This window comes from Actinomycetota bacterium, from assembly GCA_035697485.1.
Taxonomy (GTDB): Bacteria; Actinomycetota; UBA4738; order UBA4738; family HRBIN12; genus JAOUEA01.
The window spans coordinates 106,343-131,329 of record DASSCU010000024.1; the positions used below are offsets into that span (position 1 = coordinate 106,343).

Consider the following 24,987-nt stretch of genomic DNA (forward strand, 5'->3'; position numbering starts at 1 on the left):
CGGGTCGACACGCACCGATCGCGGAGGGGGATCGTCATGGAAGACGAGATGCTGAACGCAGCCGACGACGCGCTGGAGGATTCGATCGGCGAAGCGGCCGCAGCCGAGAAGCTCCACGCTGACGCGCTCGACAAGGCGGAGGCAGCGGTCGAGCTGGAGGCGGCCGCCGAGGAGCTCGCAGCCGAGGCCGTCGTCGAAGAAGTGGCCGCCGAGGAACTGGCCGAGACGGCCGTCGTCGATGCCACCGCTGCCGGGATGCTCGTCGAAGAAGCGGACGACCAGGACGCCTGACGTTCAGGCCAACAATCGGTCGCTGGAGGGATACGGCGCGAACACGCGGCATCCTTCGGAGGTGACGAGCATCTCGTCGCCGAGCTTCACACCGTCGCGGCCACCGACCTCCCCCGCGTAGAGCTCGACCACGAGCGCGGTGCCGTCCTCGAGCGCGGTCTCGGGGTTGGGTTGCTCGTCGGCCGGGTGGCACAGGCTCGGGTTCTCCTCCTCGAGTCCGATCCCGTGGAAGTAACACTCGTACCGCTGCGCCGTGAACCGCTCGGGGAACGGCGGTGCCTCGGCGGCGAGCTCCCCGCACGTGACGCCCGGTCGCACGAGTGCCTTCATGGCCTCGAGCCATCCGTGCGACTCCCGGTAGATCGCGCGTTGCTCGGCGCTCGGGGCGTCGCCGACCGGGAACGTGCGGGAGACGCAGAAGAAGCACCCCTCGATGCCCACGGCGTCGGTGTCGACGAAGACGAGGTCGCCCGGCTCGAGCCGACGATCGGTGGCCTCCGCTCGCCAGGGATTCGTGTTGGGACCCGAGCAGACCGTCGTCGTGGCGAGGTACTCCCCGCCTCCGCGGATCATCACGTCCGAGAGCACGGCGAGGAGCTCACGCTCGGAGACCCCGGGCGCGATCGCGGCCTCGAACGCGGCGAGCATCTCCATCACGAGTCCGGCGTTGAGGTCGAACAGCTCGATCTCCTCGGGCGTCTTGACGCGACGCGCCTGCTGGGTGACCGGGGCGGAATCGACGGGTCGGACCCCACGATCGAGCAGCGCCAGGAACGCCGGAGTGCCGAGGCGGTCGACGGCGACGCGGTCACCGCTCGCACCGAGCTCGCGCACCGCGGCGAGCGTCTCGTCGGCCCAGGTCGCCGCCTGGGGCGCCGGGTCGTCGTAGAACTCCCAAGCGTGCATCGCCCGCACGTCGGGGGCGCGCAGCCTCGAGCGGTGGACCGAGTTCCCGTGCTCGAACAGGATCGGGGTGCCCTCCTGCGGCACGACCGCGCAGCGCACGAACGTGCTCATCGCGTAAACGGGCATCGCGGTGACTCCGGTCGCGTACCGAACGTTGGGCTCGTTCGCGAGGATCAGGGCGTCGACGTCGTGGTCGCGCATCGCGCGTTGCAGCCGGGCGAGACGCCCGAGGCGGAGCCGTTCCGGGTCGACGTCGTGCGTCACGGGAACCCGATCGTGCGCCCGATACCTCGCTCCACCGCCCGGTCGTAGCACAGGGCGCCGAGCGCCACGTCGTCCATGGCGATGCCCATGTCGAGGAAGACCCGCCGTCCGCTCGTCGGCACCGCGAGCGTCCCCGCGACCACGTCGGCGAGCTCGCCGTCGGGATCGCGGAACCCGTCCCAGTGCCGGTCCGAGACCGACGCGTACTGCCCGGGCTCGTCGACGACGTAGAGCGACGACGCGTTCGCGGCCTCCGCCCCGAGCGCGTCGTCGTAGTCGACGGGGAGCAGCACGGCGTCGGGGTGGGTGTTCGCGGCGTCGAGCCGCGGTTCGAGCGGCACCGTCACGACGGTCACGACGAGGTCGGAGCCATCGAGCGCGTCGCGGGCGTCGGTCGCGACGATGCCCTCACGGTCACCGGCAAGCGCGAGTAACGCTCGCGAGGCGTCGGGCACGGCGTCGAAGACCCTCACCTGCTCGATGCCGGGACGCTGCTCGAGCAACAGCTGCAGATGACGGCGTCCTTGCACCCCGGCCCCGACGATCGCGAGCACGCGAGCCTCGTCCGGCACGTGACGCATCACGACGCCGGAGACACCCGCGGTGCGCATCTCGGTGATCCAGCCGCCGTCGATCAGCGCGAGCGGTCGTCCGGTCTCGGCATCGGTGAGCACGAAGACCCCGTAGATGTACGGCAGCCCCTTGGCACGGTTCTGCTCGAACCCGGAGACCCACTTGATGCCGACGCGATCGCTGCCGCCGAGGTAGGCGGGCATCGCGTTGATGAACGCGTCCTCGCGCGGGCGCACCGCCGGCTTCGGCGGGTTCTGCACGAGCCCGGCGGCCTTCTGCCGGAACGCGTCCTCGAGCACGTCGACGATGTCGGTCCAGGTGAGCGCGAGCGACTCGAGCTCCCCCCTGCCGAGCACCAACATCCGGTCGGCCGCCATGCCCGGGAGTCTACGAGCGAGCCATGGCGGGACGCTTGACCCCGACGCCGCGCGACACGAGCGGGATGCGCGACAGCGCCCACGCGAGGCCGGTCGAAATCGCGGGCGAGGTCGATGAAGACGCCGAGCAATGCGATCGCCCTGAGCCAGTCGAGGTACGTGAGGCGTACGCGGTCGCCGGAGGCGAGGGGCACGGGCCGTCAACTCCCCACGGTGGGCCGCCGCTCACCGACCCGGGTCGCCCGTTCGAAGATGTGCGCGAGGCGCAGCACCCCGAGGTCGTCGCCGCGACGACCGACGATCTGCAGGCCGACCGGCAGGCCGTCGTCGGTGAACCCACAGGGCACCGAGATCGCCGGCGATCCCGTGACCGTGATGCACCAGCACGACTCCATCCAGTCGAGGTAGGTCGGCATCGCGACGCCTTCGATCTCGGCGGGGTACTCGACCACGACGTCGAACGGGGGCACCTGCGAGACCGGCATCACCAGCAGGTCGAATCGTTCGAAGAACCGAGCGACCCGACCGACCAGGTCGGTGCGCAGACGCTCGGCCCGGGCGATGTCTGCCTGGGTCAGGCGCAGACCTTCCTCGACGTTCCAGACGACCGTGGCCTTCATCTCGTCGCGATGGGTCTCGAGCAGATCGCCGAGATCCGCCGCGTACATGTGCGCCCTCATCGTGAGGAACACCTCTCGTGCACCGGCGAGATCCGGGAACGCTTCCTCGGTCCGGCATCCGAGGGTCTCGAACGCGGTCCGCGCGGCGTCGACGACCGCCGGGATGCGCGGATCGAACGGCATCGAGCCACCAGCCGTGGGCGCCCACGCGACCCTCTGCTCGCTGAGGTCGTCGCCGAGGGGAGGCGCGAACGTCGCCGGGGGCTCGGGCAGCGAGATGGGCACCCGCGGGTCGGGACCCGCCAGCGCTGTGAGCAGCAGGGCGGCGTCCTCGACCGTGCGTCCCATCGGCCCGTCCACCGACAGGTCCTGCCACGCGTTCGACGACGGCCACGACGGCACACGCCCCGGCGACGGCCGGAAGCCGACCACGTTGCAGAAGCCGGCGGGGTTGCGCAGCGAGCCACCGAGATCGCTGCCGTCGGCGACGGGCACCATGCCGCACGCGAGGGCGACGGCAGCGCCTCCGGAGGAACCGCCGCACGTCTTCGTGCGGTCGTAGGGGTTCAGGGTCGGTCCGAAGACCGGGTTGAACGTCTGCGATCCGGCACCAAACTCCGGGGTGTTCGTCTTGCCGACCACGATCGCGCCGGCGGCCCGTGCGCGCTCGACGAGCAGGTCGTCGGTGTCGGGCACCGCCCCGGCGAAGATCGGAGAGCCTGCCGTCGTGCGGATCCCGGCCGTGGCCACGAGGTCCTTGTGCGCGATCGGCAGGCCGTGCAGCGGACCGACCGGCTCGCCTCGAGCGAAGGTGTCGTCGGCGAGCCGAGCCGCATCCGCGGCACGATCGCCCACGAGCGTGACGATCGCGTTCACCGCGGGGTTCACCGCGTCGATCCGCTCGAGGTGGGCGGCGACCACCTCACGAGCCGAGAGCTCTCCTGCCCGCAGCCGCCGCGCGAGATCCGTCGCCGGAAGGAAGCACAGCTCGCTCGCGGAAGTCACGGGTGCCAGGCTATCCCGCCACCGGTCCCATCGAGGACGGGTCGCCTTACCGGTGCGGGAACGAGCGGGTCGAGCCGATGATGACGTCGAGAACTGAGGATGCCGATATCGAACGGCGTCCTCCTGGAAGGAGGGATCCCTCATGGCGGCGACCGAGGTACCGATCGTTCGGTCGTTCGAGCCGGCCTCCCGGTTCCGCACGCTGATGCGCGTCGGGAACGCGGTGATGGTGCCACTCTTGCGCTCTCGCCTCGGTGCGAGGATGCACGAGTTGGCCCTGCTGTCGTTCGTGGGGCGCAAGTCGGGACGCACCTTCGAGGTGCCCGTCGGCTACCAGATGTTCGAGGGCGACGCGGTCGTGCTCACGGCGAGCAGCTGGCGGATCAACATGCGCGGGGGCGCCGACGTCGAGATCGTGCACGAGGGTCGTCGACGTCCGATGCACGCGGAGCTGGTCGACGACCCCGACGAGGTCGCGAGGATCTACGGAGCGATGCTCCGACGGGTGGGACTCTCGAAGGCGAGCCACGTCGGCCTGAAGGTCGGCGGCGACCGCATGCCGAGCCACGACGAGCTCGTGCATGCGATCGGCGGGAAGCGGTTCGTCGTGCGGCTCACCCCTCGGTAGGCCCGGCGACTGCTCTCCGAGCACGCGGAACGGGCCGGACACAGCCCGGCCCGTTCCGACGACCTTCGCGGCTCCCGTTAGCTGCGCACGCGGTTCCCGGCGACGGCGCGCCAGACGAGCACCAGCAACACGGCGGCGACGATCGATGCGATCCAGTCCACGCCGGCCGTGTCCTCGAAGATGGCGCCGGCCGCCCACCCACCGATCAGCGCACCGACGATACCCAGCACGATCGTGCCGATGATGCCCATGGGGTCGTCCCCGGGCACCAAGAAGCGCGCGACCACGCCGACGACCGCGCCGATCAGGATGTAGCCGAGGATCGACGTGATATCGAGGTCGGCCCCCTCGTTCCCCGCTTGTGCGAGCAACCCAACGATGGCAAGCATGTGATCCCTCCTCGGGAACGCGCTCCCTGCGCGTCCTCCGACGGTCGACTTCCCCCGATGCCTGCGCTCGCAAACGCTCGATCGGCCGGCATCGGTCTCGCTCACGATGGCGTGGGCCGCGGACCTCCGCGCCGCGACCCAGCCGAAGGTTCCGAGTCGAGCGCGATCATGGTCGGCACGGTCGCCGATGTGGCGAACCGAACGCGCTGGATCGCGCCGGGAACCCTGCCTGAGCCCGTTCGGGGCCCACCCGATCGACGAGCTGATCGCCTGACGTCAGAGCCGGATGCGCGCTAGGTTCCGCTGCTCGACGCCGCCGATCCTCACGAAGCCTCCGCCCACCCAGAGTCGGTTCCCGACCGCCGACATCGTCCACGGCCCGTTGAAGTTCGACCCGAACGGCTCCAGCCTCGGGATCCAGTCGCAGAACACCCTCCCGGTGCTCGGACGGACCGAGATCAGCCCGCGCAGCGGGCGCCCGCACGTGCGCTGCTGCAGCGCTCGGCGAGCCCGAAGTGACCACCGACGAACAGGCGCCTGCCGTTCGGTGACAGCTCGACGCTCTGCACGTTGCCGACGAGGGGGAGCCGCCAGTCCACGCGTGCCGACGGCACCGCCGGGCTTGAACGACGCCGCGAAGTTGGGGCCTCGTCCGAAGCCGCCGTGCAATCGGGACGCGGTGGCTTCGAGCGACCACGCGACCTGCGGCTTGCCCACCTTGCCCTCGGGGATCGCCCACGTCCGCAACGCCCCGGACCGTGCGTCGACCTTCGAGACGCTCTCCCCGGGATAGGTCGAGCCGCTCTGTGCCATCTCGCTGAAAGCCCCGCCGAGGAAGATCGAGTCGCCGCTCGCGTCGAAGGCCATGTCGCGCACGGAGCCGCCGACCGCGCGCGGGCGCCACTCGCTCGTCAGATCGCGCGACGGCAGGTCCCACGCGGCGAGCTTCAGTCTGCCGGCACCATCGACCCTGCCGAACGCTCCGCCTGCGTAGAGACGATCCGGCGATGCCAGCAGCGTGTAGACCTTCCCGCTGATGTCCGGGGCGAACCCGGCGACGGCGCTGCCGTCGGAGAGTCGGACGGCGCCCAAGCTCCGGACGTCCGCACCGGCGAGGGTCTCGAACGACCCACCGACGTAGACCGTGCCGCCCGATACCGCCAGGGCGCGGACCGCCGCATCCGCCCCCAGGACGCGGGGTCGCCACGACCTGACGGGCGAGCCTATCGAGATGTCGATCGCGGCGAGGTTCCTGACCGTGATGGGGCTCTTCGTGCTGCCTCGCGGCGGGAGCACTCGGTGAAGGCGCCGCCGACCAGGATCTTGTCACCGGCGCGAACCATCGCGTAAACCTTCCCGTTCGTCTCCATGTGCGATCTGGACGCTTCCTCGGCGTGGCGGACACCGAACCGATGGGCCCCGCCAGTGTCGCGAGGAGCGATGACGCGAGGGTGATGACGGCGATACGGGCAACGCGGGGGGACCGTGCAGGCATGCGGGCAACACCTCCGGCCCGGAACCATGCCGAGGGGCGGAACGCGTTGCACCCCCGCGCATCGGAAGCGCCGACCCTGGGTCAGGAGGCGGGAACCACCAGGGCGTCGACGGCGACGCACCCCCCGGGCGAGACGATCACCGGGTTGACGTCGAGGGCATCGAGCAGATCGCCGAGGTCGGCCGCCAGCACGGACAGGCGCGACGCCGCGGCCGCCAACGAGTCGACGTCGCCGGGCTCGGCGCCACGCACGCCGTCGAGCAGTCGACGCGCCTGCAGCCGGTCGATCAGCCGTCGGGCCCCCGGCTCGTCGAGCGGCGGCAACGCCAACACCCGGTCGTGGAGCAGTTCCACGAGGATCCCTCCGGCCGCGACCAACACGAGCGGGCCGAACGTCGGGTCGCGCACGACACCGAGCGCTACCTCGACGCCGGTGGGCGCCATCGCCCCGACGGTGACCTGCGGCCCCAGCCGGCCGGCCACGTCGTCGTACGCGGCGCGCACCCCGGCGGCTTCGACCAGACCGAGCCGCACGCCCCCCACGTCGGACTTGTGCGGCAGGCCCGGTGCGGCGGTTTTCAGCACGACGGGGAACCCGATCGCCTCGGCTGCGGCGACCGCCTCGTCGGCGGTCGAGGCCGGGCGAGCCTCGATCACGCGCACCCCGTAGTCCGCGAGCAGGGCCAAACCCTCGAGCTCGCCGAACTCCTCGCCGGTGGCCAGTCGCTCTCGCCAGCGTGCACGGACCTCGTCGGGCACGGGAGCGGGAGTCGTCGCAACCGCACGGGCCCGCACATCGCGGTGGGCGAGCAGGGCCCGCAGCGCGACGAGCCCCGATGACGTGCCCTCCAGCACGGGGATGCCGAGGTCGCGCAGGTACGCGGCTTCCTCGAGCGCGACGGCGCTGGCGAGGTTGGAGAGCACACAGAAAGGCTTGGTGGTCGCCTCCCACACCTCACGGGCCACCTGGAGGTAGCCCTCGTCGTAGGGCTCACCCTGCCGGGTGAGATCCACCACGAACGCCATCGCTGCGGTGTCGGGGTCGTCGTGCAGCACGAGGAACGACTCGCGGAAGATCCGATCCGCGTCGATGCCAGTGCCCCATGCGTCGAGCGGGTTGGCGGCCTCCAGGCCCGGATCCAGCGCGTCGTCGATCGCCGCGACCGTCCGCTGCGAGATCGCCGCGAACCTCACGCCGAGATCGTGCGCCCGATCGACGAACAGCGCGCGCTCCCCACCTGAGTCGTGCACACTGGCGATGCCGCGGCCACCGCCACTCACGCGCCTCGGGGACGAGAACAGCTCCATCGCGTCCGCCATCTCCTCGAGCGTGAGCACCTCGTGCGCGCCGTAGGCGTCGAAGAGCGCCTCGTAGGCGCCGTGTTCGCCCGCGAGCGCGCCGGAGTGCGCGGTGACCATCGCCTTCGAGCCCTCCGTGCGCCCCACCTTGAGAGCGATCACGGGCACGTCGAGCGATGACGCACGCTCGAGTTCCGCGCGGAAGGCATCGGGATCGCGCACCGTCTCGAGCAGCAGCGCCAGGACGCGCGTCTCATCACGCGTGAGGGCGTACCGCATGTAGTCGGCCATCGTCGAGCCGAGCTCCTGACCGCTCGAGACGAGCAGGTTGAACCCGATGCCGCGATCGTTGAACGCCAGGGCCGCGAACGCCGATCCGCTGTGCGAGATGAACGTCACCGGCCCGTGGCGAAGGTCGTCGGGGGTCGGGAACCCGGTCGCACGGAGCCTCACGGTCTCATGCAGGAACCCCATGCCGTTGCCTCCGCACATCGGGATGCCTGCCTCACTCGCGATCGCCGCGAGACGGTCCTGCAGCGGGAGCAGACCCGGCTCGGGTGGCTCCTCCTCGTACAGCGAGGAGAAGGTCACGAGCGACCGGGCGCCGGCCGCCACGGCGTCACGGGCGGCGTGCTCGATGCGCTGGTTCGCGACCCCGAGGATCGCAAGGTCGGGTGCGTGCGGCACCGCGCCGATCGACGGGTAGCAGGGAAGCCCGAGCACCTCGTCGTAGCCGGGGTTCACGGGGAAGATCTCGCCCTCGTACCCGCCCCGGCGGAGCTCCACCACCATCTGGTGGCCGAGCGAGCCCTCCTTCACCGAAGCGCCCACGACCGCGACGGAGCGAGCCTCGAGCATCGGCTCGAGGCTCGGCCTCGTGCGGGTCACGTCGTCGGCGACCGTCGCCACCTACTTCTTCGCGATGGCCTTGTCCTTCACGGCCGCCTTGTATGCCTGCCAGCCGGGGATGCCGTTCACGCCGCCGCCCCCATGGGTCGCGCACGAACCGTGGTACAGACCTTTGATCGGCGTGCGGAAGTCGGCGTACCCCGGCGCCGGACGCATGTGGAACAGCTGGTCCACGCTCAGCTCCCCGTGGAAGATGTTCCCGCCGATCAGGCCGAGGTCCTGCTCCATGTCGTAGGGCCCGATCACCTGGTAGTCGATGATCGAGTCGCGGAAGTTCGGCGCGAGCTCGTTGTAGCCGTCGAAGATGCGGTTCGCGTAGGCGTCGAGCTCCTCGCGGTGCGGCTCGTTCACCCAGTCGTCGGGCACCCACTGCGTGAACATCGAGAACACGTGCACGCCGTCGGGCGCGAGCTTCTTGTCGAGCGTGGTCGGGATCGTGCCGTCGACGAAGGGCGCAACCGCGGGCTTGCGGTCGATGTGCGCGTCCTGGAACGCGCGCTCCGCGTACTGGGGGGAGAGGCAGAGCTCGACCGAGCCCGTGTGGTGGTCCTGCTGTTCCTTGCCGGGCATCGAGGTGAAGTCGGGAAGCTCGCTGATCGCGACGTTGATCTTCACCGTGCCCGAGCGGGTCTTCCATCGCTCGATGTCCCAGACGAAGTCGGCCGGCAGCTCGTTGCGGTCGAGCAGGTCCAAGAACCCGATCTTCGGGTGGATGCAGGAGACGACGACCGGGGCCCGCAGCTCCTCGTCGCTCTCGAGCGCGACGCCCACCGCGCGTCCGCCGCGCGTCAGGATCTTCTTCACCTTCGCCTCGGTGCGGATCTCGCAGCCGAAGGACTCGGCGCTGCGGCGGATCGAGTCGCTCACCGCGCCCATGCCGCCCTGCTGGAAGCCCCAGCTGCCCAGGTGGCCGTCGCCCACGTCGCCGATCGAGTGGTGCAGCATCACGTAGGCGGTGCCCGGCTCGTCGGGGCCGGCCCACGTGCCGATCACGCCGTTCACCGTGAGCATCGCCTTGATCGCATCGGACTCGAACCAGTCGTCGAGCAGGTCGGTCACGCTCATCGTGAACAGCCGGGTCACGTCGGCGACGCCGCGCTGGCCGAGCTTGCGCATGTTCCACGCCGTCTGCAGCTGCGGCAACAGGTCGCCGAGCTTCATCGAACCGACGTGGGGCGGCACGGAGAGCAGCAGCGGCCCGAGCACGTCGCTCACGCCCTTCATCCAGGCTTCCCATTTGGGAAGCGTGTCCGCGTCCTTCTTCGAGAACTGCGCGATCGAGTCGTAGCTCTTCCTCGCGTCGTCTGCGTAGACCGTGATCGCGCGACCGTCGGGGAACGCCTGGAAGTAGGGACCGAAGGGCGTCACGTCGTAGCCGTGGCGCTTCAGGTTCAGCTCGCGGATGATCGTCGGCGGCATCAGCGACATCACGTAGCTGTAGGTCGTGACGTTGATGTCGGGGTGGTCGGCGAACGGGGCGCTCGTGTCGGCCGCGCCGCCGGTCTTGTTGCGGCTCTCCAGCACGACCGTGCGGGCGCCGTGACGTGCGAAGTACGCGCCGCTCGTGAGTCCGTTGTGTCCGCCGCCGATGACGATCGCGTCGTAAGTGTTCGAAGCCATGACGAGCAGTCCTTCCCTGGAGACCTGTCCGGAACCCGGGCAGTATGGCTTGACTTTGAATCACCAGTCAACTCGGCCCCTGGTGACCTCGGGTTTTGACTTCGCAGGTCATGCCGGTACAGTTGCTTGAACGCTCATACAAGGAACGGGCGCCGACGGCCTCAAGCTGTGCGGCGTTCAGGACGGAGGCACCGTTGGCTCGCGCACGTCAGAAGAACGGGAAGGACCGCCACCAGGAGATCCTGGAAGCGGCCGCGCGCGTGATCACCGACCGCGGGCTCGCCGAGACGCGCATCCAGGACATCGCCGAGCGGTGCGGCGTCTCCCCCGGCCTAATCCTCTACTACTTCGAGTCGAAGGACCGCCTGCTCGTCGAGGCGCTCACCTATGCGAACGACAAGTACTACCTGGCGCAGGCGCGCGACCTTCGCCGCCTCGACTCGGCGCGCGATCAGCTCTGGCGCCTGATCGACCTGTCGGTGCCGGGGTTGCTTCCCGACTTCGAGCGGCTCGAGGAGTGGGCGCTGTGGATCGAGATCTGGGTGCGCGCCCTGCGCGACCCAGCGCTCGCGAAGGAGCGCGAGGTGCTCGACCGTCGCTGGCGTCAGTCGATCGCCGACATCGTGCGGCAGGGACGCACCACCGGCGAGTTCGACGACGGGGAGGATGCCGACGAGATCGGCATGAAGCTCGGCGCGCTGATCGACGGGCTCGCGATCCAGGTCCTGATGAACGATACGCAGGTCAACCCCGAGCACATGCAGCGCATGTGCCGGGAGGTCGCGGCGAGCCTGATCGGGTTCGAGCTGGAAACCGCGACGAGCGCCTAGGTCTCCGACGCGAGCCCGGCTCGGTCGGCGAGCAGGCAGATCAGCTCGAACGCGATGCGCGTGGCGTTCTGCGCCGTCATGGCGTTCGGGGAATCGAGCGAGGGCATCAGCTCCACGACGTCGGCGCCGATCAGGTTCATGCCGCGCATGCCCTGCAGCACCCGGATCGCCTCCTTCATCGTGAGACCCTCCTCGCCGGGCTCGGGGTTCGAGACCGCGGGGGCGATCGTCGTGTCGAGCGCGTCGAGGTCGAACGAGACGTACACGGGCAGGTCGCCCACGCGCTCTCGGATCAGCCCGACCGTGCCGTCGATGCCCAGGTCGTCGTCGAACTCGTCCTTCGTGACGATGCGATAGCCGAGCTCGCGGCTCGTCTTGCCGGGATCCATCCAGACGTCGTGGCCGCGGATGCCGATCTGCACGCTGCGCGTCGCGTCGACGTGGCGCTCGTGCACCGACTTCGACGCCCAATGACCCGCGCTGTCGAACGCCCCGTACCAGTTCGGGAAGTCGTCGTACGTGTCGTAGTGCGCGTCGAAGTGCACGATCGCGGCGGGCTGCCCGTGCCGCGACTCCGGCCCCGCGGTCGCGCGCAGGATCGCCAGCGAGATCGAGTGGTACCGCCGATCGAGACCGGACGCGCGCCGGCGCGGTCGATCGCCCCGTAGAAGGTCTCGATCTCACGCACCGCTCGGAGGTTCACGAGCGACTCGTGGATCGGCACGTCGCCGAGGTCGTGGATACGGCATGCGCTCCACGGATCGAGCTGCCACTTCAGATGGAAGCGACGATACGCCGTCGAGACGTCGCGAACCGCGCGGGGTCCGAGATGCTGGTCGCGTCACGTCGTGCCGTTCCCCGAGCTGTGCGGCACGCCGACGAGCGCGATGTCGCACTCGGTCGGGTCGGGAACGTGCGGACACCGAAAGAGCGTCGGCACGCCCCACCAGTGCAGGAAGTCGAGATCCCGCCGGCTGAACTCGTACTCGGACGGCTCCATCGGACATCCCTCCTCCCGTGCCGCGGAGTGTAGGGGCTGACCCTCGGCTCGGGCGGTCGGTACGCTTCGGCGCGGTATGCGACCCCGCCAACTGATCCTCGACGTCGACACCGGCGTCGACGATGCGCTCGCGATCCTGTACGCCGTCGCCTCGCCCGAGGTCGACCTTCGCGCCGTCACGTGCACGAACGGCAACGTGCCGCTCGACCTCGTCGTGCGCAACACGTTGGCCGTGCTCGAAGCAGCAGGACGAGGCGACGTGGAGGTGGCGGCCGGGGCCACCGCTCCACTCGTGGAGCCGCGGAAGCACGGGTACGAGATTCACGGACCAGAGGGGCTCGGCGATGCGTCGGTGCCGCCGCCGATCGCCGAAGTCTCGACGCGACCCGCGGTGCAGCTGCTGATCGAAGAGGTCATGGCGCACCCGGGCGAGATCCTGCTGGTCTCCACCGGGCCTCTCACGAACATCGCGCTGGCGCTCCGCGAGGAACCGAGCCTTCTCGACCTCGTCGAGGGCTACACGTTGATGGCCGGTGCGTTCCGGGGCCGAGGGAACACCCTGCCTCGCAGCGAGGCGAACGTCTGGTTCGATCCGGAGGCCGCGGCCGAGCTCCTGGCAGCCATCGAGCGCCGACCGATCGATCCGCTTCCGCTCGCCATCGGCCTCGACGTGACCGAGGAGGTCGTGCTGCGACCTGCCGACGTCGACGTGATCTGTACGCCCGCACCCGAGTCCCGGCTCGCGCGACTGATCCACGACGCCACCACGTTCTACATCGCGTTCGAGACGTCGACCCGCCCGCGGATCGGTGGCTGCTTCCTGCACGACCCGCTCGCGGTCGCCGCCGCGATCGATGCGTCGCTGGTCTCCACCGCGACCTGCCACGTCGAGATCGAGCTCGAAGGACGGCACACGCGCGGGGAGACGGTCGCCGACTTCCTCGAGATGTGGCGCCATCCACTGAACGCCGGGTACGGGCTCGCCGACGCGTCCGACAACCTCCGCGCGGCGTTCCAGGTGGACGAGGCCGCGTTCGGATCCCGCTTCGTCGAGCGATTACGGTCCCTCGTGGAAGCGTGCGCGTGAACGTTGCTGGAGGCATCGGCGAGGGCGGGACCCGAGGTGACACGCTCGCCGTGGTCGGGGCGATCAACGTCGACCTCGTCGTGCGCGGGACACGGCTCCCGGCCGTCGGGGAGACCGTCGTGGGCGGCGCATTCTCTCAGCACCAAGGCGGCAAAGGGGGGAACCAGGCCGTTGCGGCCGCACGGGCACTCGGCACGCACGGGCGGGTCGCGATGATCGGCGCCGTCGGTCCCGACGCGTTCGGTGAACCGGCCCGCGAGTTGCTCACGATCGAGGGCGTGGACGTTACGCACGTCGTGATCGACCGGTCGGCGACGACCGGGGTCGCGCTGATCTCGGTCGACGCGAGGGGCGAGAACCAGATCACGGTCGCGCCCGGCGCGAACGCGGGCCTGAACGCGTCGTCGGTAGTGGCGGCCCTCGACGCGATCGGGACCGCGACGGGCGCGGTGCTCGCCAGTCTCGAGGTGCCGCTCGATGCCGTCGAGGCGGCCGCCCGATGGAGCCACGACCGAGGGGTGCCGTTCGTGCTGAACCCGGCGCCGGCGCGGGCCGAGGCGCACGAGTTGCTGCCGTTCGCGCGGGTGGTCACGCCCAACGTCGGCGAGCTGGCGATCCTCGCGGCGCAGGCCGAAGAACCACGCGGGGGCGCGAAGCGGCTCGCCTCCGGCTACGACGGGCTGTCGGTGGTCGTGACGTTGGGAGACCAGGGCGCGATCGCCTATGGGCCCGAGGGGGAGACGAAGGTCGCGGCGCCGAAGATCCGGGCGATCGACACGACCGGCGCCGGCGACACGCTCAACGGCGTGCTCGCGGCCGGGATGCTCGAGGGCATGACGCTCGCCGACGCGCTGCGCCGAGCCGTCGTCGCGGCGGCGCTCTCGGTGGGGACCACGGGCGCGCGCGAAGGCATGCCGACCCGCGAGCAGATCGACGCGGCGGTCAGCTAGGCGCGGACGACCTCGGCGAGCATCTCGACGACCTTCGTTGCGCCGCTGCCGTCGGCGTCGAGGTCGGGGTTGTAGCAGGCCAGCGTGATGCCGAGGCAGCGAAGGTCGCGCACCAACGGCGCGAGCAACGCGGTCAGCTCACCCCACGTGAGCCCGTCGGGCTGCGGCGCGTCCACGCTGAGCTCGCCGGGGTCGAGCACGTCGACGTCGGTGAACACCCAATAGCGGCGGGCGCCCTGCGGACGCGCGGCTGCCGGGGTCGCGCTCGGCCGGGCCGAGGACCACGTCGAGGTCGCCGAGATCGCGCGCGCCGAGCGCCTCGACGACGCCCACGCCGCGGAGCACACTCGGCGCGCGCACCGTACCCACGGGCTCGCCGACGCAGTCGATCGGCACACCGAAGAGCGTGACGCCGCTCACGACCGCAGACGTTCGCCACGCGGATCGTAGAAGGGGTCGGCCTGCAGGGTCACCGGCACGACCTCGCCGCGGATCTCCACCCCCCATCCGTCGCCGTCGGGGTCGCCGTGGAGCCACGCGAGCCCAACCGACCCTCCAAGGGTCGGCGCGATGGCTGCGCTCGTCACGTGTCCCCGGCGCCCGTCACCCCGCACGACCGACTCCCCGTGCCAGAGCACGGCGTCGGGTGCGTGCACCGAGACCAGCCGACGATCGCGGCGGGCGTCGCGGAGGGTCTCGAGCGCCTCGCGGCCGACGAAGTCCGCGCCCTTGGTGCACGAGACCGCGAACCCGAGGCCGGCGCCGAACGGCTCGGTGACAGGGCCGACGTCATGTCCCCACGAGCGGAACCCGCGCTCGATGCGCGCGGCGTCGAACGCGAACGCCCCAGCATGCCGCAGGCCCAGCGACGCGCCGGCCTCAGCCACATGCTCGTACAGGTCGGCGACGAATCCGGTCGGCACGCTGAGCTCCCAGCCGAGCTCCCCGGTGAAGGACACGCGGAACGCCCATGCACGAGCGCGTGCGACGTCGATCTCCCGCGCGGCGAGGAACGGCCAGGCGTCGTTCGACAGGTCCTCGTCGGTGAGCCGAGCGAGGAGCTCCCGTGACGACGGCCCGGCGAGGTGCAGCGTCGCCCATCCGCTCGTGACGTCCGTGACCGTGGCGTCGGCCGGGAGCCCCGATCGCAGCAGCATCTCCGTGTGGCGTTGCGCGAGCGTCGGCGCGAGCACGAGGAGGCGGTCGTCCCCCAGGCGGGTCACGGTCGGGTCCATCTCGATACCGCCCCGGTCGTTGCAGAACAGCGTGTAGACGATGCGGCCGACCGGCACGTCGAGATCCGATGTCGCGAGCCGCTGCAACCCCTGCAGGGCGCCGGGACCCTGCACCAGGAACTTGGAGTACGTCGACAGGTCGAACAGCGCGACACCCTCTCGCGTCGCGAGCACCTCGTCGCGCACAGACGAGAACCACGACGGAGACTCGAACGAGTAGCCCACCTCGGGGTCGACGACGCCGGGCTCGAACCAGTTGGCGCGCTCCCACCCGGCCGCCTGTCCGAACGCGGCGCCCGCCTCTCGGAACGCCCCGTACAAGGGCACCCGACGAACGCCGCGGCCCGTCCTCGGCTGCTTCTGAGGCCAGTGCATGTCGTACAGGCCGCCGAGCGATTCCGCCGTCCGCTCGTGCAGCCACGCGCGTTGGTTCGCCCATCGGCCGGTCCGAGCGACGTCGACCTCGACGAGGTCCATCGTGGGGTGGCCGGCCACGATCCACTCGGCCGCCGCCTTCCCGGCGCCCGGGCCGAAGATGATCCCCTGCGAGTTGAATCCCGCGGCGACGAAGAGCCCCGGCACCTCGGGCACGTACCCGAGCTGGAAGTTCGAGTCTGGTGTGAAGCTCTCGGGCGCGCGCAGATAGTGCGAGAAGCCGATCGTCTCGATCTCGGGCACTCGCTCGCGCGCACCCTGGAGCACCGGGGCGAAGTGGTCCCAGTCGGGCCCGAACTCCGCGAAGCCGGCCGTCGAGACCGCTCCGGGGCGCATCGGCTTCCCGTTGGGCTCGAACGCGCCGATCACGTAGCGTCCGCGGTAGTGCCGGATGTACAGGTAGGCGTCGAGGTCCCGCAGGAAGGGCGCGTCCTCGCGGGCACCCTGCGCTTCCTCGGTCATCACCCACACGTGCTCGGCCGGGTAGAGCGCGACGCTGGCGCCTGCCGTGCGCGCCAGCTCGCTCGTCCACAGACCGCACGCGAGCACGACCGTCTCCGCGTCGATCGGGCCCCGAGAGGTGGCGAGTCCCACCACCCGTCCGCGCTCCCCGAAGCGGAACCCGAGGACGTCGGTCTCCGGCACGTACCGCGCCCCGCGGTCGACGGCGCCCTTCGCGAAGGCCATCGTGGCGTCGCCCGGGTTCACCGTTCCGTCGGTGGGAAACAGGACGGCACCGACCAGATCGTCGACGACCGCGGAAGGCCATAGGTCCTTGACCGCCGCCCCCTCGAGCACCTCGACGTCGACCCCGGCGTCCTTCGCCATCGCGACGCCGTACAGGATCTCCTGCATACGCCCCTCGGTGCGGGCGACCGTGAGCGCTCCGACGCGCCGCAGGCCGGTCTCGATCCCGGTCTCGGTCGGGAGCCGTTCGTACGTCTCGGCGTTGATGCGAGAGAGCGCCGTGAGCGCGTGCGTCCCCCGCACCTGCGAAACGAGCCCCGCCGCGTGCCAGGTCGTGCCGTTCGAGAGCCTCCCGCGCTCGAGCAGCACGACGTCGGTCTCTCCGTCACGCGTGAGGTGGTAGGCGATCGAGCTGCCGATGATCCCGCCGCCCACGATCACGACCCGGGCGCCATCGGGCAGGCCGGATGCCTCGACGACGGCGGAAGGGTCGATGTCTCGGTTGGCGAGATGCTCCGGGATCGGCATGCGCCGAAGCTTACGCCGCGAGGCTTGAGGAGCGCCTCCGAGCGACCGATGCACCAGGCATGCGAACGGAGCTGCTCCTCGCGGCATGGATGGCCCTGTGGGCCCTGATCGTCGTCGTCGCCCTCGTGCGCCTCGTCGCCCGGTACCAGCGCCATCGCCGCCGCTACGGCAGCGACGCCGTCCGCGCCGACGTGGGCGGAGCGCTGCGCAAGGCCGCGCCGTACGCCCTGCTGTTCGGCGCCTCCACCTGCCTCCTGCTGCTGTTCGCCCAGATCCGACTGGATCGCAACGAGACGACCGCCACGGTCGTGCTCGCGATCGACGTCAGCGACTCCATGCTCGCGACCGACGTGAAGCCCGATCGGTTCACCGCCGCCAAGGCCGCCGCGTCGTCGTTCCTGCACGAGGTGCCGCCGGACTTCCGGGTCGGCGTGGTCACGTTCGCCGGCGAGGCCGCCACCGCCGCGGAACCGGGACAGGAGCGTGCGGCGATCGCCGACGCGATCGCGCTGCTGGAGTCGAGCCGCGGCACGGTGATCGGCGACGGCCTCACCGAGGCGCTCGACGTGATCGAAGCCGAGCGGACCGAGAACGCGGAGCTCCCGGCTGCGGTGGTCCTGCTCTCCGACGGCGCCGACACCGGCAGCGTGGTGTCGCCGCCGCAGGCCACCGCGCGTGCTCGCGACATGGTCGTGCCCGTGTTCACGGTCGCGATCGTCGGCGACGAGGACCAGGAGGGCGGCGACACCGAGCTCCTCCAGACGATCGCACGCACCTCGGGAGGGACGCTCTCGACCGCCGCGAGCGCCGGCGAGCTCGACGAGGTCTATGAGCGGCTCGGCGCGCAGCTGACATCGGACCTCGCGGTCGGGAACTCGGCGATGCCGCTGCTGGTCGCCTCGGTCGTGTTGACGGCCCTCGCGGTCGCGTCGTTCCTCGGCCTCGGCCGCCGCAGCTGAATGAGCTGAGGGCCGCCCGACACCCGTGTGAAGACCGACACGACGCCGTCAGCCCAGCGTGGGACGGCCCATCGCTCGACGCCACTCCTCGTTGAACCAGTAGAGGAAGCGGTCCTGCCGCGGGTACACGCCGCGCGTGAAGGCTCGCGAGCTCACCCCCGTCTGCGCGCGCTCGCACACGTCCCAGTCCTGCTTGGAGATCATGTCCCAGAACTCGACCGTGGCCTCCGGCTTGAAGAGCTCGGGGTCGGCGATCGTCTCGGGGCGGAACATGAACTCGCTGACGACGGTCGTGCGGTTCGGTCCCTTCGGATAGCCGATGTAGTACATCGCGCTGTCGGGGTGCAGATTCAGCATCAGGTTGGGGAACTGGTAGGTGCCGTAGTACATCTCGTAGTCCTCGGGCTCGAGCCCCGGGAACTTCGGCAGCTGTGACTGCCCCGTCGGCGTGAACGACGTGGCCCCCTCCATCATCCGGTTGCCGTCGTCGGGGATCTCCTCGTCCCAGACCTCGCCGAACCGGAAGAGCGGGATCACCTGCACGAGTTCGGGGTGCACCTGCGGGCAGTGCAGGCACTCGTTGTAGTTCTCGACGACGATCTTCCAGTTCGCCTTCACCTCGTACACCAGGCGCACGCCGATCCGCAGCTCGTCCATCTTGAACCGCTCGAACGCGGTGATCGTCTCGGCGCCGTCGGTGAGCGACTCGAGGAGCGACTCCTTCGGCCCGCCCGTCGTCATGTTCACGAACATGAACCCGGCGTAGTGATCGATCGCGATGTCGTACAAGGGGTGGTCGGAGCGGTCGAAGTGCTCGTCCTCCTTCACGTTGGGCGAGCCGACGAGCTGGCCGTTCAGGTCGAACGTCCACGCGTGGTACGGGCAGACGAAGGCCTTCCGGACGTGCTGGGTACCCTCGATCTCGTCGAGGAATTTCGTGCCACGGTGGCTGCAGACGTTGTAGAAGGCGCGCAGCTCGCCCGCGTCGTTGCGGGTGATGAAGATCGACTCACCGGCGACGTCACGAACGACGTAGTCGCCGGTGACGGCGACCTCCTCGGTGCGCCCCACGCAGATCCACTCGCCCCACCAGATCTTCTCCCGCTCCTCCTCCCAGACGTCGAGGCTGGCGTAATCGGCGCTCCCGAGGGTCGGGCGGGGCTCCCACTCGACCTCGTCGTTGCGGATCTTGATCTCGTGCTCGGTCTTGGCCATGGCGGAGCGATCCTCTCGTGGACGGTTCGCGGATACCGACAAGGGTATCCCGTCCACGGCTCGCGTCGGTACTCGGACCCGCACGGTCTGCCGCGGATATCGCACATCGAGGGCATGGCTTCTGCGAGAATCGCAGCCCATGGCCACCCCGCGCTTCGACGACCTCGACCTGCGCATCATCGATGCCCTCGCCGAGGACGGACGCCGGCCCTTCACGTCGGTCGCCGACGAGCTCGGTGTCGCAGAGGCGACGATCCGATCGCGGGTGGCCCGTCTGCAACGGATCGACGCGATCCGGTTCGTGACCGACGTGAAGCCGCACGAGCTCGGTTTGCTCTTCGCATACCTCGGGGTTCGGCTGGGCGGCCGCGACGTAGGGTCGGCGATCGACGGGCTCTGCGCCATCCCCGAGGCCGTGTACGTGATCGAGTGCACCGGCCACTACGACGTGCTGGTCGAGATCGTCGCCCAGGACGGAGACGATCTCCTGCGTGTGATGCACGAGCAGGTGCGAGCGGTCCCGGGCGTCATCGAGGTCGACTCGTTCGTCGGGCTCCGCATCGCCAAAGGAACGTTCCGCTACACGGATCTGGGCCGCGCCGGCGAGCCGCCGCATCGATGACGCTGCAGATCTCCCGCGCCGGTCGTGAGCGGATGCCCGCGCTCGCTCGCGTGCTGGCGCGCGCCTTCGTCGACGATCCGGTCATCCGGTGGCCGCTCCCGGCCGACGTCGACGACATCGGACCGGGTCCGTTCGATGTTCACGTGGGCCTACGTCGACCTCGCCGATCTCGGCATGGTGTGGGAGGCGGCCGGTGGCACGGCGTCGCGGTGTGGGTCCCACCGGGCAGGGCCGAGCAGCTGATCGCATCCGACCGGCGGGTGCGCGAGCAGCTCCTGCCCCTCACGGACGACGGCGGACGTCGCTACGGCGTGCTCTGGGACTGGATCGAGGACCAGCTGCCCGACGAGCCGCATTGGTTCCTCGACGCGCTCGGCGTCGAACCGTCGCGGCAGTCCGGGGGGATCGGCACGGCGCTTCTCCGATGGGGGCTCGAGCGCGCGGCGGCCGACGACGTGCCCGTGACGCTCGAGACCGGCCGCCTCGACACGATCCGCTACTACGAGCGGTTCGGGTTCCGGGTGGTACACGAGGGCGAGCCCGAACCGGCGGGGCCACACGTCTGGTTCATGCGGCTTGACCCGTGAGTCGATCGACCGCACCCTGAGTGTGCCGACGCTCACGACCGCGACGATCCATCGGGTGCCGGCACTGGCGCCGACGTCGAGGAACGCGCCGTACCGCTGTTCGCCGCGCTGCTGCGTGAGTACGCGGCGCTCGGCATCGTGATCGAGGCCGGTGACAGCGCCGGCGTCGCAGCCTGGATACCTCCCGGGAGCGACGTGGGCCTGGAGCAGGTCAACGTCGCGACGTGGTCCGAGGTCGTCGGCCTCACCGACGACGGAGGCGATCGGTACCACCGCTTCTGGAGCTGGCTCGAGTCCGACGTGCCGTACGAGCCGCATTGGATGCTCGACATGCTGGGCGTCGACCCGGCTCGCCAGGGGGAAGGCATCGGCAGCGCCTTGGTTCGCTACGGGGTCGAGCGGGCCGAGGCCGATGGCGTACCGGCGTTCCTCGAGACCAGCAAGGCTCGGAACGTGCCCTACGACGAGCGGTTCGGCTTCCGGACGGCGGCCGAGGAGGACGCCCCGGACGGCGGGCCGCACATCTGGTTCATGCGACTCGACCCGTGAACCGCCGGGCTCACGAGGAGCCGTCAGCGAACCGCGCGATCTCTTCCGTGTGCTCGGGGTAGTGGTCGAACGTCTCGTCGACGAACCACGAGCTCGCCGTGTCGTCGACCTCGTCGAGCGCCTCGAGGGCGGTCCTCGCCTTCATGCGCCCGGCCTCGGCGCCGGCCACCGCCTGTTCCCACGTGAGCGACTTCGACTCCTCTGCCCAGGCGGCGTTCATCGCCTGCCAGACGTCCTCGGGCTGCTCCTCGGCGGCGAACGTGCCGGCTGCCATCTCCTCGAGATGCGAGCCGGCGAGAGCCGCCCACTTCCCGCTGTGGAACACGAGGTCGGTGACCGACCACCCCGGCACGACGCCGGCGACGGTCCGCAGTTCCACGGGTACGCGCTCGGCGGCCTCGAGCAGCGCCGCCCACGCCTCGGCCTCCCGCCGCAGCAACTCCTCGCGATCGTGCGCTTCCGTCATCGCGTCCTCGGGAATCCGAGGTCGATGCTCGACGTGCCCGGGTCGGGCCAGCGCTCGGTGACGACCTTGCCGCGCGTGTAGAAGTTGATGCCTTCGGGTCCGTACATGTGGTTGTCGCCGAAGAGCGAGTTCTTCCAGCCGCCGAACGAGTAATAGCCGACGGGCACCGGGATCGGGACGTTCACCCCGACCATGCCGGCCTGACAGTCGAACTGGAACGCCCGCGCCGCCCCACCGTCGCGGGTGAAGATCGCGGTGCCGTTCCCGTACGGGTTCTCGTTGACGAGCCGCAGCGCCTCGTCGTAGGTGTCGACCCGCATCACCTCGAGCACCGGCCCGAAGATCTCGTCCTTGTAGGCGTCCATCTCGGTCGTGACATGGTCGATCAGCGACACGCCGAGGAAGAACCCGTCGCTCTCGCGGTACAAGCCGTGCTCGCGCCCGTCCTCGACGATCGTGGCACCCTGCGCCTTCGCGGAGTCGAGGTAGCCGGCGACCTTGTCGCGGTGGTCGCGGGTGACGAGTGGCCCCATCTCGGACTCCGGCTCGAGGCCGTTGCCGATCTTCACGAGCGGAAGGCGTTCCTTGATCGCTTCGACCAGGCGGTCGCCGGCGTCGCCGACGGCGACGGCCACGCTGATCGCCATACAGCGCTCGCCGGCCGAGCCGTAGGCGGCGGAGACGGCGGCGTCGGCCGCCATGTCGATGTCGGCGTCGGGCAGCACCACCATGTGGTTCTTCGCGCCGCCGAGGGCCTGCACCCGCTTCCCGTTCGCGGTGCCGGTGGCGTAGATGTACTTCGCGATCGGCGTGGAGCCGACGAACGACACCGCCTCGATGTCAGGGTGCTCGAGGATGCGGTCCACGACGACCTTGTCGCCCTGCACGACGTTGAACACGCCGTCGGGCAGGCCCGCCTCCTTCAAGAGCTCGGCGACGTCGAGCGACGCCCCCGGATCCTTCTCGCTTGGCTTGAGCACGAACGTGTTCCCGCAGGCGATGGCGTTCGCGAACATCCACATGGGCACCATCGCCGGGAAGTTGAACGGCGTGATGCCGGCGACCACGCCCAGCGGCTGGCGGATCGAGAACACGTCGACGCCCGTCGAGGCCTGCTCGGTGAACCCGCCCTTCAGCAGGTGCGGCACGCCGGTCGCGAACTCGATGTTCTCCAGCCCGCGAGCGACCTCGCCCATCGCGTCGGACAGCACCTTGCCGTGCTGCTCGGTGATGATGCGTCCGAGGTCGGCGCGGTGCTCATGGATCGCCTCGCGGATGCGGAACATGACGTCTGCGCGCTTGGACAGCGACGTCCGCCGCCACGAGAGGAACGCCTCGCGCGCGGTCTCGACCGCTTGGTCGACCTCATGGACGCTCGCGAAGTCGACCTCGTGGGTCTGTTCGCCGGTCGCCGGGTTGAACACGGGCCCGGTGCGCCCGCTCTCTCCCGGAACGAGCTTCCCGCCGATCCAGTGGCTGAGGCGTTCCATCGATATCAGCTCCCATCGCAGGCAGGGGTTCGGTCCTGCGGGTCGACTCGTGATCCCCCCAGCGGCTCCGGTCAGCCGGCCCGAGCCACCACGTGCACGCGACGATGGTATCGAAGCAAGGTCCCAACGCTCACGGGACCGTCGACCGACGGATCGCACGAAGCCGGACGTACGGTGGCGGTGAGAGGAGGTGAGTTCCATGCTGGACGTCTGGGACGAGTTCATGGTGCTGCAGCGCCGCATGGACGACCTGTTCAGGACCTACCTCGGACCGCGCGCGCGGGCGACGTTCCCCGCGCTGCCCGAGGGATTCCGCCGGCCGTTCATGCCGGTCTGCGACGTCTTCGGCCGTGAGGGAGACCTCATCGTGCACCTGGAGGTTCCCGGCATCGACCCGGAGAAGGACGTCACGATCCAGGTCGAGGACGACGTGCTCGTGATCCGCGGTGAGCGCTCGACCAAGGAAGAGGTCGAGGACAAGGACTACTACCGCATGGAGTCGTCGTTCGGCTCCTTCGAGCGCCGTCTGCCGATCCCCGAAGGCGTGAAGGAAGACGACATCGTCGCCACCTACGCCGACGGCGTGCTCGAGATCGTGCTCCCCGGGGCCGCTCCGAAGATCGAGGAGCCGGTCGAGGAGAAGCACGAGGTCAAGACGATCCCGATCAAGGCCGCCTGAGCGGTCGGTCGGGTCGGCCACGGCACCGCCCGAGCCCTGCGGGGTCCGGACGGTGCCGTTGCGCCCGTGTTCAACGCGGTTGCGCCTCCCGTGTCAAAGGCCCATCATCCGCACGTCGGAGAGTCCGAGTGGCGAGGGAGGACGTGCGATGGGGCAGTTCGACTCGGTGATGCGGAACGAGCAGACACGTCGCAGGTTCCTGCGGTCGATGGCCGTCGTCGGCGGCATGGGCGTGCTCGCGGCGTGCCGCAAGGACGTGCAGTCGAGCGGGTCCGGGTCGAGCGCGGCGGCGAGCGCGATCCCACCGATCACCGAGGAGACCGGTGAGCTCAAGATCCACGAGTGGGCCGGCTACGACGCGAAGTGGCTCTGGCGCGACTACGCGAAGGCCGGGTACCCCGATCCAACGTTCAGCTTCCTCACGAACACCGAGGGCGTGATCGCGAAGACGGCCGGCGGATTCTATTGGGACATCACCCACCCTGAGATCGGCTACATCCAGGATTACCTCGACCTCGGTGCGATCCAACCCTGGGACACGTCGCTGATCTCGAACTTCGCGAAGCTCGAACCGACGCTCCAGGAGACGGGTCAGCTAAACGGCGAGCAGTACGAGATCGTGCTCGACTGGGGTTACTCGGGCGTGATCATCCGCACCGATCAGGTCGACCCGTCGATCAACTCCTATAGCTACCTGTTCGACGACGCCCTCGCCGGGCACATCTCGTGGTTCGACACGCCGTGGATCCTCTCGATGGCGCACGTCACCCTCGGGCTCGAGTCCGATCCACTCGACGCGACGCCCGAGGATCTGCAAGCTGCCAAGGAGCACTGCATCGAGGCCACCAAGAACCTGCACTCGATCTGGGTCGACTACGCGCAGATGTGGGACGACGTGGCGAAGGGCAACGTGTGGGCGGCCTACTCGTGGCCCGATACCTACGTGGTCCTGAAGGAGGATCAGCCGGTGGAGTACATCAAGCCGAAGGAAGGCGTCTTCACCTGGGCCGAGGGCCTGATCCTGCGCTCGGAGACCGAGAACTACCATCACGCGCACGAGTTCGCCGACGCATGGGCGAGCGTCGAGGTCGGACAGCGGCTCGTGAGCACATGGGGGTACGGCCATGCGAACACCGACGTCGACCTCTCCAAGATCGACCCCGACGTCGTGGAGGTCTTCGGACTCGACGACCTCGAGGCCGCGCTCTCGAGCGGCATCTTCGACGCCTACCAGCCCCAACGGGCCGAGTACAACCGCGCCTGGGACGAGGTCAAGGCGGCAGCGGGCTAGC

At 69.8% G+C, this 24,987-nt stretch carries 25 protein-coding genes and 1 pseudogene; 11 read left to right on the forward strand and 15 right to left on the reverse strand.

Annotated elements, in window-relative coordinates; genetic code table 11:
• Positions 1-36: 36 nt before the first annotated feature.
• Complete coding sequence (locus VFI59_07275; protein ID HET6713493.1) at positions 37-291, forward strand: hypothetical protein; 255 nt, start codon at positions 37-39, stop codon at positions 289-291.
• A 3-nt stretch (positions 292-294) separates the two neighbouring features.
• On the opposite strand, the gene VFI59_07280 is transcribed toward VFI59_07275, so the two are convergent.
• The 3 genes from VFI59_07280 to VFI59_07290 all read right to left on the reverse strand — a co-directional run bounded on the left by VFI59_07280 (position 295) and on the right by VFI59_07290 (position 4,036).
• Positions 295-1,461 carry a Xaa-Pro peptidase family protein gene (locus VFI59_07280; GenBank protein HET6713494.1) on the reverse strand — a complete coding sequence of 389 codons (1,167 nt, stop codon included), beginning with the start codon at positions 1,459-1,461 and terminating at the stop codon, positions 295-297.
• Positions 1,458-2,411 carry an ornithine cyclodeaminase family protein gene (locus VFI59_07285; GenBank protein ID HET6713495.1) on the reverse strand — a complete coding sequence of 318 codons (954 nt, stop codon included), beginning with the start codon at positions 2,409-2,411 and terminating at the stop codon, positions 1,458-1,460. Before VFI59_07285 ends, VFI59_07280 begins: the two co-directional genes overlap by 4 nt.
• 200 nt (positions 2,412-2,611) lie before the next feature.
• Positions 2,612-4,036 (reverse strand): amidase, encoded by a 1,425-nt coding sequence (locus tag VFI59_07290; protein HET6713496.1) that lies wholly within the window; start codon positions 4,034-4,036, stop codon positions 2,612-2,614.
• A gap of 142 nt (positions 4,037-4,178) precedes the next feature.
• Between VFI59_07290 and VFI59_07295 the strand changes: the two genes are divergently transcribed.
• Positions 4,179-4,664 carry a nitroreductase/quinone reductase family protein gene (locus VFI59_07295; GenBank protein HET6713497.1) on the forward strand — a complete coding sequence of 162 codons (486 nt, stop codon included), beginning with the start codon at positions 4,179-4,181 and terminating at the stop codon, positions 4,662-4,664.
• A gap of 77 nt (positions 4,665-4,741) precedes the next feature.
• Here VFI59_07295 and VFI59_07300 read toward each other — a convergent pair whose 3' ends face one another.
• The 4 genes from VFI59_07300 to VFI59_07315 form a co-directional block, all read right to left on the reverse strand.
• Positions 4,742-5,053, reverse strand: coding sequence for a GlsB/YeaQ/YmgE family stress response membrane protein (locus VFI59_07300; protein HET6713498.1), 312 nt, complete (start codon positions 5,051-5,053; stop codon positions 4,742-4,744).
• Between the two features lie 276 nt (positions 5,054-5,329).
• On the reverse strand, positions 5,330-6,349 hold the full coding sequence (locus tag VFI59_07305) for a hypothetical protein (GenBank protein ID HET6713499.1): 1,020 nt from the start codon (positions 6,347-6,349) through the stop codon (positions 5,330-5,332).
• A gap of 280 nt (positions 6,350-6,629) precedes the next feature.
• Positions 6,630-8,756, reverse strand: coding sequence for an acetate--CoA ligase family protein (locus VFI59_07310; GenBank protein HET6713500.1), 2,127 nt, complete (start codon positions 8,754-8,756; stop codon positions 6,630-6,632).
• A complete protein-coding gene (locus VFI59_07315; protein ID HET6713501.1) occupies positions 8,757-10,376 on the reverse strand; it encodes an NAD(P)/FAD-dependent oxidoreductase in 1,620 nt (539 codons plus the stop codon). It lies immediately after the preceding gene.
• A 194-nt stretch (positions 10,377-10,570) separates the two neighbouring features.
• Between VFI59_07315 and VFI59_07320 the strand changes: the two genes are divergently transcribed.
• Positions 10,571-11,206 (forward strand): TetR/AcrR family transcriptional regulator, encoded by a 636-nt coding sequence (locus tag VFI59_07320; protein HET6713502.1) that lies wholly within the window; start codon positions 10,571-10,573, stop codon positions 11,204-11,206.
• On the opposite strand, the gene VFI59_07325 is transcribed toward VFI59_07320, so the two are convergent.
• The 3 genes and pseudogenes from VFI59_07325 to VFI59_07335 all read right to left on the reverse strand — a co-directional run bounded on the left by VFI59_07325 (position 11,203) and on the right by VFI59_07335 (position 12,206).
• Positions 11,203-11,817, reverse strand: a complete 615-nt coding sequence (locus tag VFI59_07325) for an arginase family protein (GenBank protein HET6713503.1) — start codon at positions 11,815-11,817, stop codon at positions 11,203-11,205. The genes VFI59_07320 and VFI59_07325 overlap by 4 nt on opposite strands.
• Positions 11,818-11,885: 68 nt before the next feature.
• Positions 11,886-11,984, reverse strand: a pseudogene (locus VFI59_07330) (hypothetical protein).
• A gap of 63 nt (positions 11,985-12,047) precedes the next feature.
• Complete coding sequence (locus VFI59_07335) at positions 12,048-12,206, reverse strand: hypothetical protein (protein HET6713504.1); 159 nt, start codon at positions 12,204-12,206, stop codon at positions 12,048-12,050.
• 76 nt (positions 12,207-12,282) lie between these two features.
• Between VFI59_07335 and VFI59_07340 the strand changes: the two genes are divergently transcribed.
• Both VFI59_07340 and VFI59_07345 read left to right on the forward strand, forming a co-directional pair.
• Complete coding sequence (locus tag VFI59_07340) at positions 12,283-13,293, forward strand: nucleoside hydrolase (protein ID HET6713505.1); 1,011 nt, start codon at positions 12,283-12,285, stop codon at positions 13,291-13,293.
• Positions 13,290-14,243 (forward strand): ribokinase, encoded by a 954-nt coding sequence (locus VFI59_07345; GenBank protein HET6713506.1) that lies wholly within the window; start codon positions 13,290-13,292, stop codon positions 14,241-14,243. The genes VFI59_07340 and VFI59_07345 overlap by 4 nt, the downstream gene beginning before the upstream one ends.
• On the opposite strand, the gene VFI59_07350 is transcribed toward VFI59_07345, so the two are convergent.
• Entirely contained in the window at positions 14,240-14,590 is a 351-nt protein-coding gene (locus tag VFI59_07350) for an arginase family protein (protein ID HET6713507.1), read from the reverse strand. The two genes, VFI59_07345 and VFI59_07350, sit on opposite strands and share 4 nt — an antisense overlap.
• A 69-nt stretch (positions 14,591-14,659) precedes the next feature.
• Positions 14,660-17,128: an FAD-dependent oxidoreductase gene (locus VFI59_07355; protein ID HET6713508.1), complete on the reverse strand. Its 2,469-nt coding sequence runs from the start codon at positions 17,126-17,128 to the stop codon at positions 14,660-14,662.
• Between the two features lie 59 nt (positions 17,129-17,187).
• Here VFI59_07355 and VFI59_07360 point away from each other — a divergent pair, with 59 nt between their 5' ends.
• Complete coding sequence (locus VFI59_07360) at positions 17,188-18,087, forward strand: VWA domain-containing protein (GenBank protein HET6713509.1); 900 nt, start codon at positions 17,188-17,190, stop codon at positions 18,085-18,087.
• A 48-nt stretch (positions 18,088-18,135) separates the two neighbouring features.
• Here the strand turns inward: VFI59_07360 and VFI59_07365 are convergent, their stop codons facing one another.
• A complete protein-coding gene (locus tag VFI59_07365) occupies positions 18,136-19,302 on the reverse strand; it encodes an aromatic ring-hydroxylating dioxygenase subunit alpha (protein HET6713510.1) in 1,167 nt (388 codons plus the stop codon).
• A 139-nt stretch (positions 19,303-19,441) separates the two neighbouring features.
• Here VFI59_07365 and VFI59_07370 point away from each other — a divergent pair, with 139 nt between their 5' ends.
• The 3 genes from VFI59_07370 (at position 19,442) to VFI59_07380 (ending at position 21,060) form a co-directional block, all read left to right on the forward strand.
• Positions 19,442-19,924: an Lrp/AsnC family transcriptional regulator gene (locus VFI59_07370; protein HET6713511.1), complete on the forward strand. Its 483-nt coding sequence runs from the start codon at positions 19,442-19,444 to the stop codon at positions 19,922-19,924.
• A complete protein-coding gene (locus VFI59_07375; GenBank protein ID HET6713512.1) occupies positions 19,921-20,511 on the forward strand; it encodes a GNAT family N-acetyltransferase in 591 nt (196 codons plus the stop codon). Before VFI59_07370 ends, VFI59_07375 begins: the two co-directional genes overlap by 4 nt.
• A gap of 138 nt (positions 20,512-20,649) precedes the next feature.
• On the forward strand, positions 20,650-21,060 hold the full coding sequence (locus VFI59_07380) for a GNAT family N-acetyltransferase (protein ID HET6713513.1): 411 nt from the start codon (positions 20,650-20,652) through the stop codon (positions 21,058-21,060).
• Positions 21,061-21,070: 10 nt separating this feature from the next.
• Here VFI59_07380 and VFI59_07385 read toward each other — a convergent pair whose 3' ends face one another.
• Both VFI59_07385 and VFI59_07390 read right to left on the reverse strand, forming a co-directional pair.
• On the reverse strand, positions 21,071-21,526 hold the full coding sequence (locus VFI59_07385) for a hypothetical protein (GenBank protein HET6713514.1): 456 nt from the start codon (positions 21,524-21,526) through the stop codon (positions 21,071-21,073).
• Complete coding sequence (locus VFI59_07390) at positions 21,523-23,016, reverse strand: CoA-acylating methylmalonate-semialdehyde dehydrogenase (protein ID HET6713515.1); 1,494 nt, start codon at positions 23,014-23,016, stop codon at positions 21,523-21,525. Before VFI59_07390 ends, VFI59_07385 begins: the two co-directional genes overlap by 4 nt.
• Positions 23,017-23,215: 199 nt before the next feature.
• Here VFI59_07390 and VFI59_07395 point away from each other — a divergent pair, with 199 nt between their 5' ends.
• Together VFI59_07395 and VFI59_07400 are read left to right on the forward strand one after the other, a co-directional pair.
• Positions 23,216-23,695, forward strand: coding sequence for an Hsp20/alpha crystallin family protein (locus VFI59_07395; GenBank protein HET6713516.1), 480 nt, complete (start codon positions 23,216-23,218; stop codon positions 23,693-23,695).
• A 148-nt stretch (positions 23,696-23,843) separates the two neighbouring features.
• A complete protein-coding gene (locus VFI59_07400) occupies positions 23,844-24,986 on the forward strand; it encodes an extracellular solute-binding protein (protein HET6713517.1) in 1,143 nt (380 codons plus the stop codon).
• Position 24,987 lies beyond the last annotated feature (1 nt).